General features: G+C 31.1%; 16 protein-coding genes. 7 read left to right on the top strand and 9 right to left on the bottom strand.

Annotated elements, in window-relative coordinates; translation table 11 throughout:
* Positions 1–18 precede the first annotated feature (18 nt).
* The 6 genes from AQ1689_RS12770 to AQ1689_RS12745 all read right to left on the bottom strand — a co-directional run bounded on the left by AQ1689_RS12770 (position 19) and on the right by AQ1689_RS12745 (position 9,084).
* The gene (locus AQ1689_RS12770) at positions 19–1,137 is read right to left on the bottom strand and encodes an imelysin family protein (protein WP_101956332.1); all 1,119 of its coding nucleotides are present in this window, start codon (positions 1,135–1,137) and stop codon (positions 19–21) included.
* A gap of 77 nt (positions 1,138–1,214) precedes the next feature.
* Positions 1,215–2,450, bottom strand: a complete 1,236-nt coding sequence (locus AQ1689_RS12765; RefSeq protein ID WP_101956331.1) for a DUF4856 domain-containing protein — start codon at positions 2,448–2,450, stop codon at positions 1,215–1,217.
* A gap of 130 nt (positions 2,451–2,580) precedes the next feature.
* Positions 2,581–4,146 (bottom strand): bifunctional metallophosphatase/5'-nucleotidase, encoded by a 1,566-nt coding sequence (locus AQ1689_RS12760; RefSeq protein WP_101956330.1) that lies wholly within the window; start codon positions 4,144–4,146, stop codon positions 2,581–2,583.
* A 56-nt stretch (positions 4,147–4,202) separates the two neighbouring features.
* Positions 4,203–5,018 (bottom strand): hypothetical protein, encoded by an 816-nt coding sequence (locus AQ1689_RS12755; protein ID WP_101916056.1) that lies wholly within the window; start codon positions 5,016–5,018, stop codon positions 4,203–4,205.
* 8 nt (positions 5,019–5,026) lie between these two features.
* A complete protein-coding gene (locus AQ1689_RS12750; protein ID WP_101916057.1) occupies positions 5,027–5,884 on the bottom strand; it encodes a hydroxymethylglutaryl-CoA lyase in 858 nt (285 codons plus the stop codon).
* Positions 5,885–6,447: 563 nt separating this feature from the next.
* Positions 6,448–9,084, bottom strand: a complete 2,637-nt coding sequence (locus tag AQ1689_RS12745; RefSeq protein WP_101956329.1) for a valine--tRNA ligase — start codon at positions 9,082–9,084, stop codon at positions 6,448–6,450.
* Positions 9,085–9,269: 185 nt separating this feature from the next.
* Here AQ1689_RS12745 and AQ1689_RS12740 point away from each other — a divergent pair, with 185 nt between their 5' ends.
* A complete protein-coding gene (locus AQ1689_RS12740; RefSeq protein ID WP_101956328.1) occupies positions 9,270–9,662 on the top strand; it encodes a DUF1573 domain-containing protein in 393 nt (130 codons plus the stop codon).
* An 81-nt stretch (positions 9,663–9,743) separates the two neighbouring features.
* On the opposite strand, the gene AQ1689_RS12735 is transcribed toward AQ1689_RS12740, so the two are convergent.
* A complete protein-coding gene (locus AQ1689_RS12735; protein ID WP_232122535.1) occupies positions 9,744–11,006 on the bottom strand; it encodes a pepsin/retropepsin-like aspartic protease family protein in 1,263 nt (420 codons plus the stop codon).
* Between the two features lie 201 nt (positions 11,007–11,207).
* On the opposite strand from AQ1689_RS12735, the gene AQ1689_RS12730 reads away from it, so the two are divergent.
* Positions 11,208–12,404, top strand: coding sequence for a pyridoxal phosphate-dependent aminotransferase (locus AQ1689_RS12730; RefSeq protein ID WP_101956326.1), 1,197 nt, complete (start codon positions 11,208–11,210; stop codon positions 12,402–12,404).
* A gap of 11 nt (positions 12,405–12,415) precedes the next feature.
* Entirely contained in the window at positions 12,416–13,423 is a 1,008-nt protein-coding gene (gene murB, locus AQ1689_RS12725) for a UDP-N-acetylmuramate dehydrogenase (protein WP_101956325.1), read from the top strand.
* 738 nt (positions 13,424–14,161) lie between these two features.
* Here the strand turns inward: murB and aqpZ are convergent.
* Positions 14,162–14,848: an aquaporin Z gene (aqpZ, locus tag AQ1689_RS12720; RefSeq protein WP_101956324.1), complete on the bottom strand. Its 687-nt coding sequence runs from the start codon at positions 14,846–14,848 to the stop codon at positions 14,162–14,164.
* 130 nt (positions 14,849–14,978) lie between these two features.
* On the opposite strand from aqpZ, the gene AQ1689_RS12715 reads away from it, so the two are divergent.
* The 4 genes from AQ1689_RS12715 to lipA all read left to right on the top strand — a co-directional run bounded on the left by AQ1689_RS12715 (position 14,979) and on the right by lipA (position 18,087).
* Positions 14,979–15,185, top strand: a complete 207-nt coding sequence (locus AQ1689_RS12715; protein ID WP_101916064.1) for a membrane or secreted protein — start codon at positions 14,979–14,981, stop codon at positions 15,183–15,185.
* A gap of 105 nt (positions 15,186–15,290) precedes the next feature.
* Positions 15,291–15,854: an RNA polymerase sigma factor gene (locus tag AQ1689_RS12710; protein ID WP_101956323.1), complete on the top strand. Its 564-nt coding sequence runs from the start codon at positions 15,291–15,293 to the stop codon at positions 15,852–15,854.
* 91 nt (positions 15,855–15,945) lie between these two features.
* Entirely contained in the window at positions 15,946–17,166 is a 1,221-nt protein-coding gene (locus AQ1689_RS12705) for an Nramp family divalent metal transporter (protein ID WP_101956322.1), read from the top strand.
* 51 nt (positions 17,167–17,217) lie between these two features.
* Positions 17,218–18,087, top strand: a complete 870-nt coding sequence (lipA, locus tag AQ1689_RS12700) for a lipoyl synthase (protein WP_058885138.1) — start codon at positions 17,218–17,220, stop codon at positions 18,085–18,087.
* A gap of 257 nt (positions 18,088–18,344) precedes the next feature.
* Here the strand turns inward: lipA and AQ1689_RS12695 are convergent, their stop codons facing one another.
* A complete protein-coding gene (locus AQ1689_RS12695) occupies positions 18,345–19,703 on the bottom strand; it encodes a pyridoxal-phosphate dependent enzyme (RefSeq protein WP_101956321.1) in 1,359 nt (452 codons plus the stop codon).
* Positions 19,704–19,929: the final 226 nt, after the last annotated feature.

Raw genomic sequence — 19,929 nt, 5'->3', positions numbered from 1 at the left:
ATTTGTAAAATGAACTAATTAATCTCCGTCAGAATCTACATAGTTTATTTGACCTTCAAATGCAGGAATAACTTCTGATTTTATCATCGCTACAACCGTTACAAAAGAAGTATATGCTTGGTTTAAAGAAGGATCTTTCTTTTTAACTAATGTTTCAAAATCCGTATTAGGAATTGCTACTAACTTAGTTTGCACAGCATTTAATTTACCAGATAATTCATCTGATAATAATTTACCAGATATTTTACTTTTAACAGCCGTTTCTTTTAATAATGTTTTTAAACTGAGTGTTTTTCCATTTTCATAAAAATTAAGTATAGCTAAATGTGCAGCTACTAATAATTTTTTAGATTGCTTACTATAAAGTGCTTCAATATCTTTTGGATATTCTTGTCCTTGGGTAAACTTCCCTAAAGGACCACCTAATTTTGCTTTACGAATTTTCTGTTCGTAATATTCAGAAAACGCATTTAATATTTTATTAAACGACCCGTTGGCTGCCATAGAAGTATTTGAAATAAAACTAGCACGTTCTGTTTTCCATCCACTTACAACATCGTTATTTTTTTCAATCATTTTTGATAAAATAGCATTTACATGGTCAATACGCTTGTTTTTATTTTCTCCAGAAAACTCCGCTAACACATCAACACTATTGTCATAAAATAATAAATCTAAGGCAGGTAAGCCTTGAATTTTAAAATTAGAAGAAAGGCTATAATTAGAAGCATCCTTTTCTTGAAGCCCTACAAGTTCATCAACAGTTTGTTTATCGGTAGGAAAAACATTTACAAAACGATTTAAATATGTAGTTACAGAAGGTCCTATTCTGGTTGCTGAACCTCCCTCATATAAACCTGTATTTTGCCAAGAAATTGCCGTATTTACATACTGGATTTTAACTGCAGCTAAGTTTTCTTTAGTTGTTTCTGTTGAAAATGTTTTAAAACTCGTATTTAATTTACTTAATTCAGTTCCAAAATTAGTAAAAGCAGGAATTATATTGACATCAACCATATTGGTTAAAAATAATTCCATTTTCTTTTCATCTACCTTTTCTTCTTTGCTTGTTTCGCTACTACAGCTAATCATCAGCACTAAAAACAGTGCGCTTGTTAAAATTTTAATGACTTTCATACCTTATATTTATTTACTAGATAAGCACCTTTACAAAGAAAGGTGCTTATTTATATTATACAAATTGAATACTAAAATTACTTAACCTCAGCAATAGTAAAACTAAATCTTTTAGCTACTTTTTCTGATAATTCTTTTAATACAGCTCCAATATTATCTTGGTATAAACCACCGTTTGCTTTTAATTTAGTAACCATTTCAGCTACCTCAGTTTTTGAGAAATAAGGTTTATCAGAACCATTATTTGTAAACTGTAAACTATATACAAAACCTAAACCTTCTGATAATTCATGAAAAGCCCCTGCCTGTGCTTGTGGATCATCCGTAGAATTTACATTTGCAATACCAGCATCTAAATAATGAGCTGCACGAATAGCACATACTAATGATAATTCCTTCTTAATAATAGTTGCTTGTTCATCTCTTGCAGGGTAATTTTTATCAACAATCGCTTGACGACCTTTTAAAAAGGCATTCATCAATCTATCTTTAACACCTTTACCTGCTTCAGAAGCATCGGCACTATAAATATATCCACCCCAGAAACGGTAATTTGCAGCATAATCACCAGCTTTTAAAGCTGCTTTATCAGTAATTGCTAAAGCGTTATTACTTAATGCAGAATATCCGAAAGCTTCATCCCAATGGTGCTCCATTTCGGTGTGATTTTTACCTTCTTTATTCTTATCGTTTTCTACGTTTAATTTATCCGAAGATAAATATTTGTTTACAATTTGGTCTAATTCCATAGCTCCCATTAAACTCTTAGAAAACTCCTGAACGTATTCAAAACCATTCGCATCTACTAAAATCTTTTTAGAACCATCTGCCTTTCTATTCATAATTCCAGCAGTTCCTTTTGAAGCCAGAACTTCTGTACCTGAATTTTTAGCAGCTTCTATAAAAATTGAATTTAGATATCCTGTTACCTGTTTTGTATAAATTTCATCAGCTGCTGTAGTTTTTTTACTCGAAGCAGTTGCTCCAGAAATATTTTTTTTAGATGCGTTTAATTCTGTTCCTAAAAACACCAAACCATCTGTAAAATCAGCTGTACCTTCTTTATGATTAAACATTTTATTTAAAACAGTTTCATCAACCTTTGCTGTTGAAGCAGCTCCTAATGCTGATTTTAATTGTGTATGCATATCTAAACGAGTTTGTTGCCCAGAATAGCTTACGGTACTTTTAGCATCTCTTGAAAAGGTATATGTTGAAGGAGCTTTTACTTCTTTTATAGGGTCTTTTTCGTCACTACACGAAGTCATTAACAATGCAGAAACTGCAAATATTGATAGAACAATTTTTTTCATCTTATTTTATATTTAGTATTTTTTATGCAAATTTATACAACAAATCTAATTTACCAAATTTTATTAAGACTTATTTTAAATAAAATTCATTTTCACTTAAACAAGGCTTAACTTACTAAATAAAAGAAAATTACTTCTTTTTAAGATACTCAACTACCGCCTTTCTAATATCAGCACTTAGCGCCGTGTTTTCGGGCCTATAAACACTAAGAATTCCAGTGTTTTTTTCTGATAACATAGGGATATCAAGTCCTTTTAGTAAATAATCAGAAAAAGCAACGCTATATATTTTATTTTCATTAATACTTTCTGAGCCAATTGTCCAGGTATCACCTATTTTTGTTGCGTTATAACGCTGTAAATAAGCTCCTGTACCTGATGAATTTTCACCATACTCTAACACTTCTTTTAATAAACTTCCTTTAATTTTCACTTTTAAAATAGCTCCTCCATAGGGTAAAACTCTAAAAATATCTATCACACTTATAGCTCCTACCAAGGCATCATCAATACGAACAGAACCACCATTTATTAAAGCGCAATCAACAGTATTATTATATGCAAAACTCATTGAATTTGCTATAATTTCGCCCATATTTGTTTGCCTGCTTCTAATAGGTGTTTCTCTAGCATCTAAAGGAGTTTTAGTTTTATAAATTACCTGATAAGGATTCGATACAATATCTTGAATTTTGTTCTTTAAAACAGTTTGCCATTTATCAACAATAACACCTACTTTTTTATCCGAAGGAATTTTATCATTAATTTCTTTTAACTCTGATTTTAATTGAACTTTTTTAGTTAAAGGATCGTATTCAAAACGGTGAATATAAACTGTTTTAGCATTGGCATCTGCTTTAGCAACAATAACATTACCTACATTATCATAACTATTGGTATGCTCATGCCCTCCCATTATTAATGGAATATTCGGTAATAATTCGGCTACTTTTTTATCTTGTTCTAGGCTTAAATGTGTTAATCCCACAACAATATCTACCTGGTCTTTTATTTCGTTATAAGCTCTTTTTATTTCTTGATACACATCACCATAATACACGTAACTTTTTGGGTTTGATGCAATACAAGCACTAATAAAACCAACCTTTAGTGTTGAACCATCAGGGTTTAAAAATTCTCTGATATAAGAATCTTCAAAATTTTCTTTTCGCCCATTAACTACCTTATGAAAATAATGATGTTTTCCATTTTTATTATGCAATACATTTGATGAAATCCAATCAAAATGACTTTCATTTAATCGCTCTTGTAAATGCGTATAACTTAAGTCTAATTCGTGATTACCAATGGCTACTAAATCAAAATTCATCGCATTCATTACCTCCACCATTTGCTGACCTCTAACACGAGATCCGTCAACTTTCATAGCTCCTATTAATGATGGATTTAAAAAATCACCTGCCAAAACGAGCATCGTATTTTCAGTTTCTTTTTTTAAGTTTTGATGCACCGTTTCTACGCGTGCCATCCCACCAAACTTACCACTTTGAATAGGTGCTATTTCATAAACATCGTTTAATTGTAAGATATTAAAGTATGTTTTTGAAGAATCTTTTTTAAATAGATAGGCTGTATTTGATTTATTTTCAGAACTCTTTTGTACATGTTTTGAAGAGCTACAACTAACAATAAGGACTGTTGCTATAGCTAGTAATACGAATTTAAATTGTTTCATTGATTTATTTTTGATACTTAATTTTCCACAAAATATTTACGACAATAAAAAACACCCTAATGAAGGTATTTACGCGTTTTTTGTCTTATTGTTTTTCGATATGCCACCAATTCAGGAAACTGATAAAAAAAATTTCTTTTTTTATGTGCAATCGTTCTAGGTTTTTTTATCCTTGGTCTTAAAACAAATGCCGTCCAGCTTTCAACAATATCTTCTTCGGGGCTTTCAACAGCATAATCTGTTAAAAATTCAGATGAATTATCTTGGTATAAATCAAATAGTTTATCAACACAATTTGCTTCGGTATAGCAATAATCTCGCTGAATAACATCCCATCGGTTTAATAACTTCCCTTTCCAAAATAAATTTACAAACCTATTGATATAACTTTTTCGATACGCCTCACCTTCATGAGTTAAATACAACTCTCCCTCTTCTTGTTTTCTTTTATTTGTAGGTCTTATTTGGGTTTTATTTAGTGTTAATAAATGCCCAAATTCATGCACCATGGTATAAACAGATTCGTACAATATTTTTTTATCCCTGGTTTTTAAATTTACATCTTTAACGTCTATTTCCAATTGCCATTTATCGTTTCTAGAATTTAACGACACTAACGCACCTACTTTTTCTTGTTCGCCATCGGTCATTAAAACTAGACGTTTAATATATTTTGTCGTTAATTCTTTAGGGAAAATTCTATAAAACTCCTTCCAGTAATCATTTGCTAAATCATTTTTATTTGACTTATTAATAACTAAAACTCCTTTATTTATTTGCCACACTCCTATTCGTTCATCAATTGAATCTTGACAAAAAAGAGCTTGACAAAAAAGAGCTAAAAAGAAAAAAAGTATATTTTTAAATTTCATATTTTTTTTTAAAAAAGTTCAAGCGCTTTATTATAAGCACTTTCAAAACTCATTGGTTTTATATTGGTCACTGCTTTTTGAACCGTAAAATAAGATAATAATTTTTCTGTTGGCATATTACCCGTTAATTCATCCTTAGCCATTGGGCAACCTCCGTAGCCCATAATAGCGCCATCAAAACGCTTGCACCCTGCCTTAAAAGCTGCATCTACTTTTTCGTGCCACTTTACAGGTGTTGTATGTAAATGAGCTCCAAATTCAATTTCAGGATAACTCGGTATTAAATTTGAAAACAAATAACTTATATCCTCAGGCGTTGAGCTACCAACAGTGTCTGATAATGATACTATTTTAACGCCTAAATTAGCCAGTTTTTCGGTCCATTCACCTACAATATCTACATTCCAAGGATCACCATAAGGGTTTCCAAAACCCATTGACATATACGTTACAACCTCTTTATTACTTCTGTTCGCGATTGATAATACTTCTTTTAAAGTATCTAACGATTGTTCAATTGTTTTGTGCGTATTTCGCATTTGAAAATTTTCAGATATCGAAAAAGGATACCCTAAATAATTAATTTCTTCAAATTGAGCGGCATCGTTTGCACCTCTTACATTGGCTACTATTGCCAATAATTTACTCGTTGTTTTTGATAAATCTAACTGTGATAAAACCGCAGCAGTATCTCTCATTTGAGGGATTGCTTTAGGCGATACAAAACTTCCAAAATCAATCGTATCAAAACCTACTTTTAGTAGCGAATTGATATATTTAACCTTTGCCTGGGTAGGAATAAAATGACTTTTTATTCCTTGCATTGCATCTCGTGGGCATTCTATAATTTTTATACTGTCAATCATTATGCCAAATATACATATTTTGATTCGTTTATATGCCTTGTTTTACTGCGATATTGTTAATTTCATAATAAATTACATTCCTCTTTTATTCAAAATTTAACACTTTTTTTATACTTTTAAATAAACTGTCACAATTCAAAAACCGAATGGTCTCTACTATAGAATGATAGCTTTAAAGACTAAAAAAACACATATCGACCAACTAATAGTTCGCTGTAAAAAAGGGGATAGCACTGCACAGATGCCAAGTTTATAACAGCTACCATAAAGCAATGTATAATACAGCGTATTTTAAAAGAATTTTTTACCAGTAAATAGCTATTCTATCTAAAAAAATAATCTTATACAATTTTAATTATAAAAAAATTTCCGATGTAAATGAAAAGGCTGTAAAAACTTCAATGAGTAGATTTGGAAATATTAATTTAACAGATATTTTGAAAACTCTTTAGTTAACTCAGAAAGTTGGTTCTGGCGATATTATTAATAAAAATAAACACAAAAAACCTCGATAATTATAAAATTATCGAGGTTTTTTTATACACTAAAAGAATTTTTAAAGATTATTTTAAAGAAGCTAAACTACTTTTAATAGTTTCAATCTTCGCTAACGTATCTGATTCTTTTTTACGTTCAATAACAATTACCTGATCTGGTGCATTGCTTACAAAACGCTCATTTGATAATTTCTTTTGAATTCCGAATAAGAAACCTTCTGCTCTTTTTAATTCAGCATTTAACTTAATAGTTTCAGCTTCTACATCAATTTCTTCTTCAGCAACAGGAATAAAATATTCGTTCGATTTTACTCTAAACGAAGCTCCATCAACTTTTTCTGAAACATAGTTAATTGTTGATGCGTTGGTTAATTTCTCAATTAAAACATCAAACTTATTGGTGAAATTTTCATTATTTACCACTGATAATTCAACAGCATCTTTAAATGAAATGTTTTTATTTTTTCTGATAGTTCTAATTCCTGATACAACATCCGTAGCAAATTCGAATTCACTAATAATTGCGGTATCTACTTTTTTAAGTTCAGGATATTTCGCAATAATTAACGCTTCTTCTGGCGTTCTGTCAGTAATATGTTGCCAAATTTCTTCGGATAAGAAAGGCATAAACGGATGTAATACTTTTAAATTATCTTCAAAAATAGCAATTACCGCATCAAATGTTTTCTTGTCAATTGGTTGTTGATATACAGGTTTTACTGCTTCTAATAACCATGAAGAAAAATCATCCATTATTAGTTTATAAATTGCCATTAAAGCATCCGATAAACGATATTTAGAAAAATGGTCTTCAATTTCAGCTAACACAGTTTGAAACTTTGCATTATACCATTCTAAACCAATTTTTGCTGATTCAGGCTGTTCAATAGTTGCATCAATTTCCCAACCTGTAACCAAACGAAAAGCATTCCAAATTTTGTTTGAAAACCCTTTTCCTTGCTTACATAAATCTTCATCGAACATTAAATCGTTCCCCGCAGCAGAACTTAATAATAATCCTACACGAACACCATCGGCACTATAATCTTCAATTAATTTTAAAGCATCAGGTGAATTCCCTAACGATTTAGACATTTTTCTACGTTGTTTATCACGTACTAAACCTGTTAAATAAACGTTCTCAAAAGGTTTTTCGTCTTTATATTCGTATCCTGCAACAATCATACGAGCTACCCAGAAAAATAAAATATCTGGTCCTGTAACTAAATCGTTTGTTGGATAATAATATTTGATTTCTTCATTTTCAGGATTATTAATTCCATCAAAAACAGACATTGGCCATAACCAAGAAGAAAACCAAGTATCTAAAGCATCTTCATCTTGTTTTAAATCAGTGGCTACTAAATCAGTTTTTCCAGTTCTTTCTTTTGCTAAAACAACTGCTTCTTCGATGCTATTTGCTACCACAAAATCTTCTTTTCCATCGCAGTAGAAATACGCAGGAATTTGTTGTCCCCACCATAATTGACGCGAAATATTCCAATCACGGATGTTTTCCATCCAATGACGGTACGTGTTTTCGAATTTCTTTGGATATAATTTAACCTCGCTATCTTCACCTAAAACAGCCTCAATAGCAGGTTTGGCTAAATCTTCCATCTTTAAAAACCATTGATCTGACAATCTTGGTTCAATAACAGCTTTAGTTCTTTCCGAAGTTCCTACTTTATTCATGTGAACTTCAGTTTTCACTAAAACACCATTTTCTTCTAGTTCTTTAGCTACTAATTTACGCGCTACAAAACGATCTTTTCCTTGATAATGTAATCCGAAAGAATTTAAAGAAGCATCCTCGTTAAAAATATCAATTACTTCTAATTTATGCTTTTCACCTAAAACTTTATCGTTTTGATCGTGTGCAGGCGTTACTTTTAAACATCCTGTACCAAATTCAACATCGACATATTCATCTTCAATAATAGGAATAACTCTGTTACATAAAGGTACAATTGCTTTTTTACCTTTTAAATGCGTAAAACGTTCATCATTTGGATTGATACAAATTGCAGCATCTCCAAAAATAGTTTCAGGACGTGTGGTTGCAATAGTTAATTTTTCGTCAGAACCTTCAATTTTATATTCTAAATAATAAAGATTTCCTTGTTTTTCAACATGAATAACTTCTTCATCAGATAACGTTGTTTTTGCTTCAGGATCCCAATTTACCATTCTATAACCACGGTAAATTAAGCCTTTATTATATAAATCAACAAAAACTTTAATTACAGATTCCGACATTTCAGGATCCATCGTAAAAGAGGTACGTTCCCAATCGCAAGAAGCACCGATTTTTTTAAGTTGCTCTAAAATGATTCCTCCGTACTCATTTTTCCATTCCCAAGCGTGGGCTAAGAATTCTTCACGAGTTAAGTCATTTTTATCGATTCCTTGTTCTTTTAATTTTGCTACTACTTTTGCTTCGGTAGCAATTGAGGCGTGATCGGTTCCAGGAACCCAACACGCATTTTTACCTTGTAAACGCGCACGACGGATTAAAACATCCTGAATTGTGTTGTTTAACATGTGCCCCATATGCAATACTCCTGTTACATTAGGTGGTGGTATTACAATGGTGTAAGGTTCACGATCATCTACTTCAGAATGAAAATAATTATGTTTCATCCAGTAATCGTACCACTTTCCTTCTACTTCTTTAGAATCGTATTTTGATGGAATATTCATATGTTTTATGTATATTTATGCCATAAATAATTCACTTACTTATGCTTTGGCATTATTTTTGAATTAAAAAAAACAAAAATACAATTATCTATAGAAGTATAAAAAATTAGGTGTTGGTTTTTTTTTAAAACTAAAAAAATATTAAATTTGTAACGGAGTCATTTCCTAAATTAACTTTACTAATTATGAAAAGAATTTTATCATTTATCGCTGTTTGTTTAATTACCCTAACAGTAAACGCACAAGAATTTAAGTTTGAAACAGAAACTATTGACTACGGAAAAGTAGGCATTGCTTCAGAAGGAAAACGTACGTTTGAATTTACTAATATTGGTGATGAACCTATTATTATTAAAGATATTATTTCTGCCTGCGGATGTACCGTTCCTAAAAAGCCCGAAGCACCAATTATGCCAGGACAAAAAGGACATATTGAAGTTTCTTACGACACAAAAAGACCAGGAGGTTTTTCTAAAACTTTAACAGTTGTTTCGAATGCTAAAAACAAAAGAAAAAGAATTAAAATTAAAGGTTTTATTGCTAAAAAAGATGCTGCTGTAAAAGCTAAATCGTTATAATTTAATATTAAAACTGTTATAATTCAGTTTTATAAATTTATAAAACACTTAAAAGTGCCAATGTAAAAATTGGCACTTTTTTTATAGCCGTTGTTTTAATCTGAATTCAAATTTAAGATGCTTTTCACCTCTTTTTACCGTCATTTTTATTTTCTTAGAAGGTTTTTGCTGAAACATCGCTATTATTTCACCTAACTCATATTGATAGGCTGCCCTATTATTTATTTTTTTGATAATATCGCCTTTTTGCAAACCTGCTTTTCCTGCTGGCGAATCGGTTAAAACCTGATCAATTTTAAAAGAAGGTTTAAATTTGTATTGATATTTTGTACTTAAAGAAATAATACGCCCATTATTTTGATGACTATCTGTAGTTGCACTTTTAGCAGTAACTTCTTCTTTTACCAATTCTTGCCCGTCATGAATAAGCTGTAAACCACTCATATTATAATAAAAACCTTTTTTTAAAGACGCATTTTTCTTTAATAACAGCTTTTTATTCGGATAATCTATCCAAACTTTAAAGCGCTTTAAAATAGCACCACCTATACTTCCATTTCGTTCCTTAAAACGCCTGGCATTGATGGTTGATGTTTTATCTAAAAAAGAAACCGTAGGAGTCTTAATTTCATAATTACCCAGCAAAATAGCAGGGATTTTACTTCGTTTTCCGTAAACAGTTCCGCTAAGCCCTTCACCTAAAACATCATTAAAATGCTTTATTGGAGTTTTTAGCACCTGTTTTGTATTTTCAAACAACCACATCGCATCGCTACCGCCTGTATCTATTAACATTTTTACAGGCGTTACCAAATTACCAACGGTATCAACCTTAACAGCAACATCGATATAGGGTTTTTTACGATAAAAACTTAGTGGAAACGCTTCACATTTTCTGCATTTTTTTTGCTGATATTTCTTCGGATTATAAAAAATAATTTTTGAGGTTTTATAATTAATTTCAGCAATAACATCTTTTAATAAATCATAGCCAATAATGCCATGAATAGTTGTTCCCATTTTTGCTGACAAATTAAAATCTTCGGTTAAAACAACAAACAAATCTTGATTATTTCCTACAATAGTATTAAGTTTTAGTTCATTTTTTGTAGAAATCAATGCCGTAACAGGAGCACCGCCCCCCAAACCACGAAGCAGTACTTTTTTTACATTATTCAATTTTAAACTATCTTTTTTTGTCAGATTAAATAATAAGGTGTTGCCTACGCCTGTATCTAAAATAAAAGATAGTTTTTGCCCGTTAACCGACACAGGCATAACAATTAAATTATTTATTAATTTAAAACGCACTACCTGTTTTTTTGTTTGACTCCCTAAAAACATAAAGTTATTTTGAGAAAAGGAAATCACACTACAAAAGACAACAAAAAAGAAGCTTATTTTTTTGATCAAAGTCATTTATTTCAATTTTTGTATTAAGATACATTTTATATTTTCAAAATTTTGTTTTTTTAAGAAATAAGGGCTATTTTTTTCAAATAAAAATTGCAAATTTGCATATCAAACAACTATAAATTATATACTATGCCTGCTATTTCTATAAAAGGGAATTCTATGCCTCAATCACCAATTCGTAAATTGGTTCCTTTTGCTGAGGCCGCTAAAAAAAACGGAACAAAAGTGTTTCATTTAAATATTGGTCAGCCTGATATTAAAACACCTCAGGTAGCTTTAGATGCTGTTAAAAACAATACAATTGAAGTATTATCGTACGCACGTTCTGAAGGTTCTGAGCAGTACCGTACAAAGTTAGCTGCATATTATGCTAAGAATGATATTCATGTAAAAGCAACTAATATTATTGCTACCACAGGGGGTTCTGAAGCGTTATTATTTACCATTGGTAGTATTACAGATCCGGGTGATGAAATTATTATTCCTGAGCCTTTTTATGCCAACTACAACGGTTTTTCTACTGCATCAGGAGTAAAAGTAGTTCCTGTAATTTCTAAAATAGAAGATAATTTTGCCTTACCTGCTATTGAAGAGTTCGAGAAATTAATTACCCCAAAAACAAAAGCAATTTTAATTTGTAATCCTGGTAACCCAACTGGTTATTTATATAGCGAAGCTGAAATTGAAAAATTAAAGCAAATTGTTTTAAAACACGATTTATTTTTAATTGCTGATGAAGTGTATCGTGAGTTTACTTATGATGGTGAAAAGCATAATTCAGTAATGACTTTAGATGGTTTAGAACAAAACGCTATTGTTATCGATTCTGTTTCTAAGCGTTACAGTATGTGCGGTGCAAGAATTGGATGTATTGTTTCTAGAAATGAAGAATTTATCAACACGGCTCTTAAATTTGCTCAAGCTCGTTTAAGCCCTCCAACCTATGCTTTATTAGCAAGTGAAGCGGCTTTAGATACACCTCAAAGTTATTTTGAACAAGTTATTGAAGAATATCAAGAACGTAGAAATACATTAATTTCTGAATTACAAAAAGTAGATGGCGTAAAAGTTGCAAATCCTAAAGGAGCTTTTTACTGTGTTGCAGAATTACCTGTAGCTGATGCTGATCATTTTGCGCAATGGATTTTAGAAGATTTCAACGATAATAACCAAACTATTATGGTTGCCCCTGCTAGTGGATTTTATTCTACACCAGGCGAAGGTAAAAACCAAATTCGTATGGCGTATGTATTAAATAAAGTTGATTTAATTCGTTCTGTAGAGATTTTAAAAATAGCTTTAACAGCATACAAAAAAAGATCATAAATACATATTCATTGAATATTCAACAAAACATATCCTTAAAAAAATACAATACGTTTGGCATTCATGTTAATGCCAAACGTTTTGTTAGTATCGATTCACTTTATAATTTACAACAACTTTTAAAATCAGAAAAAGACTTATTTTTAATTTCTGGCGGTAGCAATATGCTACTAACTAAAGATATTGAAAAGTTAGTTGTTCATATTAATTTAAAAGGAATTTCTATTGATAGAGAAACTGACAACGATATTTACATAACCGTAAATGCTGGCGAAAATTGGCATGATTTTGTACTTTGGTGTGTATCTCAAAATTATGGTGGTATTGAAAATTTATCACTTATTCCAGGAAATGTAGGCACCTGCCCTATCCAAAATATTGGTGCTTATGGCGTAGAGGTTAAAGATACGATTACTCGAGTAGAAGCTATTGAAATTGAAACAGGTAAATTAGTCTGTTTTTCTAATGAAGATTGTAATTTTGGCTACCGAAATTCTATTTTTAAAAATGCTTCGAAAGGCAAATATATTATTACTTCGGTTTGTTTTAAACTTAGCAAAAAAGAACATAAACTAAACACTTCTTACGGTGCTATTGAAGCGGAATTTACGTCAAAAAACATTGTAAACCCAACTATAAAAAATATTTCGGATGCTATTATTGCCATTCGAAAATCAAAATTACCAGATCCTAAAAAAATTGGAAATAGCGGTAGTTTTTTTAAAAATCCTGTAATTTCAAAAAACCACTTTGAAACACTTATCAATCAGTTTCCGTTAATCCCTCATTACGAAATTTCAAAAACAGAAGTAAAAGTTCCTGCGGGATGGTTAATTGAACAATGTGGATTTAAAGCAAAGCGTTTTGGTGCTTGTGGCGTGCATGAAAAACAAGCTTTAGTACTTGTTAATTATGCAAATGCAACGGGTAAAGAAATTTACGAACTAGCACAAAAAATTCAAGCAACAATTAAAGACACCTTTCAAATTGATTTAGAAATTGAAGTAAATATTATTTAATATTTCTTTCAAAGGATAAAACAAGATTCTCGTCATGCTGAATTTAGTTCAGCATCGCATCCTGATTTACTCTTGTCAATTCGAGTGATTTTAATGACTGAAAGGAATTAAAATAGTATCGAGAATTTGAATTGTTTTCTTTGGATATTTAAAAAGTTCTCGATACATTTTTTTGAAAGAAAAAAACACTCGAACTGACAGTTATTTTGATAACCCTTGTCAATTCGAGTGATTTTAAAGCCTGAAAGGAATTAAAATAGTATCGAGAATTTGAATTGTTTTCTGTTGATACTAAAAAAGTTCTCGATACATTTTTTTGAAATAAAAAAACACTCGAACTGACAGTTATTTTGATAACTCTTGTCAATTCGAGTGATTTTAATGACTAAAAGAAATCAAAATAGTATCGAGAATTTGAATTGTTTTCTTTGGATATTTAAAAAGTTCTCGATACATTTTTTTGAAATAAAAAAACACTCGAACTGACAGTTATTTTGATGATTCTTGTCAATTCGAATGATTTTAATGACTGAAAGTAAATATCCTTTTCTGTTCTAAAATTGTTAAAAAAAGCACAAATGCCTAGCCCCGATTGAAGCATTTGTTTGAGCTCTTTTTTGTTTTTTTCAAACAAAAAAAGCGAGTGCGGAAAGCGGGAAATTGCTTCAAAAAATAAAATACTTTAAAACCAAAAAAAACACCTAAAAAAGGTGCTTTTTATATAGAAATAGAACGTTTTTACGCTTTGTCAAATAATGCTTTATGAATAAATCCTGCAACAATTGCTCCTGCTATAGGTGCAACCCAAAACAACCAAGATTGTGCTAAATAACCGCCTCCTGCAAATAAAGCCTGACTCATAGAACGTGCCGGATTTACCGAAGTATTAGTGATTGGAATACTGATTAAATGGATTAACGTTAAGCCTAAACCAATAGCGATTGGAGCAAAACCTTTAGGCGCTCTGTCGTTGGTACTTCCTAAAATTATCAACAAGAAAAACATGGTTAATAAAAATTCAGCAACAAAAGCCGATGTCATATTATAACCTGCTGGCGATAATTCGCCATATCCGTTAGCAGCAAAACCGCCGATAGATTCAAAACCTGATTTTCCTGATACAATTAAAAATAACGCACCCGCAGCTAAAATTGCACCAACTAATTGAGAAACAATATAAGGTACTAATTCTTTTGCAGAAAACTTCCCTCCTGCCCATAAACCTAATGATACCGCAGGGTTAAAATGCCCTCCAGAAATATGCCCAACTGCATACGCCATAGTTAAAACGGTTAAACCAAAGGCTAAAGATACTCCCATAAAACCAATACCTAATTCTGGGAAACCAGCAGCAAAAATGGCGCTACCACAACCTCCAAAAACCAACCAAAATGTTCCAAATGATTCTGCTAAATACTTTTTCATATATTAAAAATTAAATTAAACAATTGTTTTTATGACCCTCAAAAAAATGAAAAGTCACAGGCATAAATTTACAATAAAATAATTCTCTAAAAAAGGAAATTCGTATCTTTGCACTACAAAATTTAATATTATGAAATTAGTTTTTATTACCATCGGACTATTAGCTTTAGCTTTTGCAGGGATTGCTATAAAAATTTGGGCAAAAAAAGACGGTGAATTTGCAGGAACTTGTGCTAGTCAAAATCCTGTTTTAAATGAAAGTGGTGAATCTTGTGGTTTTTGTGGTAAAACACCAGATCAATTTGACTCTTGTAATGATACCGAACACCAGAACTAAACACAGCAAGCAAAACATTTTTTCTTATAATAGGTGGTAAAAACTGCCTATTTTTAGTAGCGTTATTTTTTATTGCTATATTTGCACTACGTTTAAACATACCTCTTGGAAATACCTAAAGAAAAAGTACTTCAACATATTGAGCTGGCTAAAAAAGGAAATCAAGCTTCTTTTAATTTTTTACTAGATACTTTTTGGGGAAATGTATATAGTTATCAATTAGCGAGAATAAAAAATGATAATGATGCTGAAGATATTACCATTCGAGCATTTTCTAAAGCTTTTGATAAAATTGATACGTTTAATGATGATTATCAATTTAAAACATGGCTAATTACCATTTCAAAAAATGTGTATATTGATTCTTTAAGAAAAAAAAATAGCGCTTTTTTATTAAATACTTCTAAAGAACAACAGGAGGCCGCTTTTAGAATTATAGACAACACACCATCGGCTGAAGACACGCTTATTACCGAACAAAACTTAGCCAAACTTTTAAGAGATATTAAGAAATTAAAACCAAAATATCAGGAAATTATTCATTTGCGGTTTTTTCAAGAATTAAGCTATAAAGAGATTTCAGATAAAATTGGAGAACCGATGAATAATGTTAAAATTAAATTATTAAGAGCTAAAAAATTATTAGCTGAAATAATCAAAAAACCTTAACTTACCCTACTTTTAGTTTTAAAAATCAACGTATTACCTTAAAATTTAAAAGACAGCTTTTATTTTAAACTTTTTTTCAGCTCCCCTTTTTATGAAAAAATCACTATCAAAAATACTTGGTCCTGGCTTGTTATTTGCTGGTGCAGCAATAGGCGTATCTCATTTAGTACAGGCTACAAAAGCGGGTGCCGATTTTGGCTTTGGGCTGCTTTGGGCTTTATTAATTGTATCCTTTTTTAAATACCCTTTCTTTCAATTTGGTCCTCGATATGCTGCAGCTACTGGCGAAACGCTATTAGATGGCTATAAAAAATTAGGCAAAGGGGTATTAATTGCTTATTTTATTTTAAATTTTGCAACCATGTTTACCATTCAAGCAGCAGTAACGATTGTTACAGCGAGCTTGGCGTCTAGTATTTTCGGGTTTACAAATAATTTGGTTATTTGGGCTGTTATTATTTTAGGTATTAGTATTGCACTTCTAAGCTTCGGAAAGTATAAATTACTTGATAACTTGATGAAATACCTCATCATTATTTTAACAATAAGTACTATTATAGCGGTAATAGTAGCGCTTTTTAATACCAAAAAAGGATTTAATTTTCAGCAAATACTACCTAGTGGAACTGCACAAATTACCTTTTTAATTGCTTTTTTAGGATGGATGCCCGCACCTTTAGATGTTTCTATTTGGCACTCTCTCTGGTCTGTAGAAAAAAGTAAAACCACCTTCGAACAAATAAAACCCAAATATGCTGTTTTTGATTTTAATGTTGGCTACATAGCAACCTTCTTTTTAGGGGTTTGTTTTGTGGTGCTTGGCGCATTGGTAATGCATCAATCAGGAGAATCTTTTTCAAATAAAGGAAGTCGTTTTGCTCAGCAATTAATCAATTTATACACCGAAAATTTAGGTGATTTTTCTTATTTATTTATAGGAATAGCCGCATTTACCACCATGTTTAGCACCGCTTTAACTACTTTAGATGCTTCTCCAAGAGCAATGACCAAGGCTTCTAATTTATTATTTGTAAAAAAAAATAGGCTAAATTATTCTTTTTGGATACTTTTTTTAGCCATTGGTACTTTTATTATTCTAAACTATTTTTTAACTGATATGGGGTTTTTAGTTAAAATAGCCACTGTTTTATCGTTTTTAACAGCACCTTTTTATGCTATTTTAAATTATGTATTGATAACAGGAAAACATACTCCTAAAAAAAATCAACCAAAATTACCTTTACGAATATTAAGTATTGCTGGTATTATTTTTTTAATCGGATTTAGTCTTTGGTTTTTAATCAATTTATAACAGTTTTCTTTGTAAATTTGCTATTCAATTTTTTATCGAATTTTTATTGAAATGGCAAACGAATCAGTAATAGTACCAGAAAGAGTAAAAAAACCAAAATGGTTGCGTGTAAAGCTACCTGTTGGAAAAAAATATACCGACTTACGAGGTTTAGTAGACAAATATAAATTAAATACCATTTGTACCAGTGGAAGCTGCCCAAACATGGGAGAATGTTGGGGAGAAGGAACGGCTACCTTTATGATTTTAGGAAATATTTGTACCCGTTCATGTGGTTTTTGCGGAGTAAAAACTGGAAGACCAGAAACCGTAGAATGGGATGAACCTGAAAAAGTAGCGCGCTCTATTAAATTAATGGGTATTAAACATGCCGTTTTAACATCAGTAGATAGAGATGATTTAAAAGACGGTGGTTCTATTATTTGGGCAGAAACTGTAAATGCAGTGCGTAGAGCAAATCCTAAAACAACCATTGAAACATTACTTCCCGATTTTCAAGGAAACGAAAAACTAATTGATCGTATTATTGAAGTTGCTCCTGAAGTAGTTTCTCATAATGTAGAAACCGTTCGTAGATTAACCCGCGAAGTTCGTATTCAAGCAAAATATGATCGAAGTTTAGGCGTGTTAAAATACTTAAAAGAAAAGGGAATGCGTACAAAATCGGGTATTATGCTTGGTTTAGGCGAAAAGGAAGAGGAAGTTATTCAAACCATGAAAGATTTACGTGCTGTTGGTTTAGATATTATTACTATCGGTCAGTATTTACAGCCTAGTAAAAAACACTTACCTGTTAAGCAATTTATTACCCCCGATCAATTTAAAAAATATGAAACTTTAGGTTTAGAAATGGGCTTTATGTATGTAGAAAGTGGCGCTTTAGTGCGTTCGTCTTACAAAGCGCATAAACATGCACAATAATATTAAGAACTTCTTAACGTTTTAGCCCCTTAAATAAGGCGATAGCGTTAAAAAAATGTCAAATAATTTATTTTTAAGCAACACCAATTGTTTAAGTTTTAATTTTGCAGTGCCTTTAGTTAATAAATGCTTTAAAACAACTTTGTAAACTGTTTTTCATAATTTAAATTATTTGAATTAATTTAAAAAAGCCCACTCTTATGAGTGGGCTTTTTAATTATTTTTACTTTATATAAAATACTTTTAAATAAAAAATATTAAATAGCACTTATAATATCGTACTTGGTAATAATATGGTGTTTTCCATTTCCTAAATCAACTAAAACTGCTTGGTTTTCTTTTGTAATTAACTTAGAAACAGCATCAATTGAAGCATCTAACTTTACCATAGGATACATAGCCCCCATTATATCTTTTATTGGCGTATCAGCAATGTTTTTATCGGCAATATAACGGTGTAATAAATCTGATTCGTCAATAGAACCTACAAAACCATTGGCATCTCTTACCGGGATTTGTGAAATTTTAAATGCACGCATTCTTTCAATAGCATGCGACACTAATTCTTCAGTTTGAACGCTTACTAAAGCTTTATCAAGATGTCCTTTAATTAAATCTTCAGCGGTAGTTACTTCTTTATCTAAATAACCACGTTCACGCATCCAATCGTCATTAAACATTTTCCCTACGTATCTACTTCCGTGGTCATGAAAAATAACAACGACTACATCGTCTTTTTTGAAATGTTCTTTTAATTGTAACATTCCTTTTATTGCCGATCCTGCTGAATTTCCAACAAAAATCCCTTCTTCTTTGGCTATTTTACGGGTATAAACGGCTGCATCTTTATCGGTAACTTTGGTAAAACCATCGATTACAGAAAAATCTACGTTTTTAGGCAAAATATCTTCTCCAATTCCTTCGGTGATATATGGATAAATTTCATTTTCATCAAAAACACCTGTTTCGTGGTATTTTTTAAATACAGAACCGTAGGTATCAATTCCCCAAACTTTTATATTCGGATTTTGCTCTTTTAAATACTTTGATGTTCCTGAAATAGTTCCTCCTGTTCCTACTCCAACTACTAAATGTGTAATTTTACCCTCAGTTTGTTCCCAAATTTCAGGTCCTGTTTGCTCGTAATGTGTTAAAGCATTCGATGGATTATCATATTGGTTTACATACCATGAGTTTGGCGTTTCTGCTCCTAATCGCTTAGAAACTGAATAATATGAACGAGGGTCTTCTGGCTCTACATTTGTTGGGCAAACAATAACCTGTGCGCCAACGGCACGTAAAATATCCATTTTTTCTTTAGACTGCTTATCAGAAAGTACAAAAATACATTTGTAGCCTTTTATAATTGCCGCTAAAGCCAATCCCATTCCTGTATTTCCTGAAGTTCCTTCAATAATAGTTCCTCCTGGTTTTAAACGACCGTCTGCCTCAGCATCTTCAATCATTTTTACTGCCATTCTATCTTTAATAGAGTTCCCTGGGTTAAAGGTTTCTACTTTGGCTAAAACTAAAGCATCGATTTCTTTGGTTACAGAATTTAACTGAACTAATGGCGTGTTTCCAATAGTTTCTAAAATATTTTTTGCGTATTTCATTTCTTCGTTTTACAAAGGCAAAGGTAATTTTTTTTAAACGTTTTACAAGTATCCTATTTGTTTAGTATTTGTTATTAATAGTAAGAGAAATCATCATATAATTACTATATTTTCTGTTTTTAACGCCTCAGGTTATCCATCATACTAAAAGTAGTCGCTTATTCTTAAAATTAAAAAAAGCCATACCATTTTACGGTTATGACTTTATATTTTTACTATTATTATC

Origin of the sequence: Tenacibaculum finnmarkense (assembly GCF_900239185.1) — a bacterium.
Lineage (GTDB): Bacteria > Bacteroidota > Bacteroidia > Flavobacteriales > Flavobacteriaceae > Polaribacter > Polaribacter finnmarkensis.
This window is presented reverse-complemented; position numbering and strand designations above follow the sequence as displayed.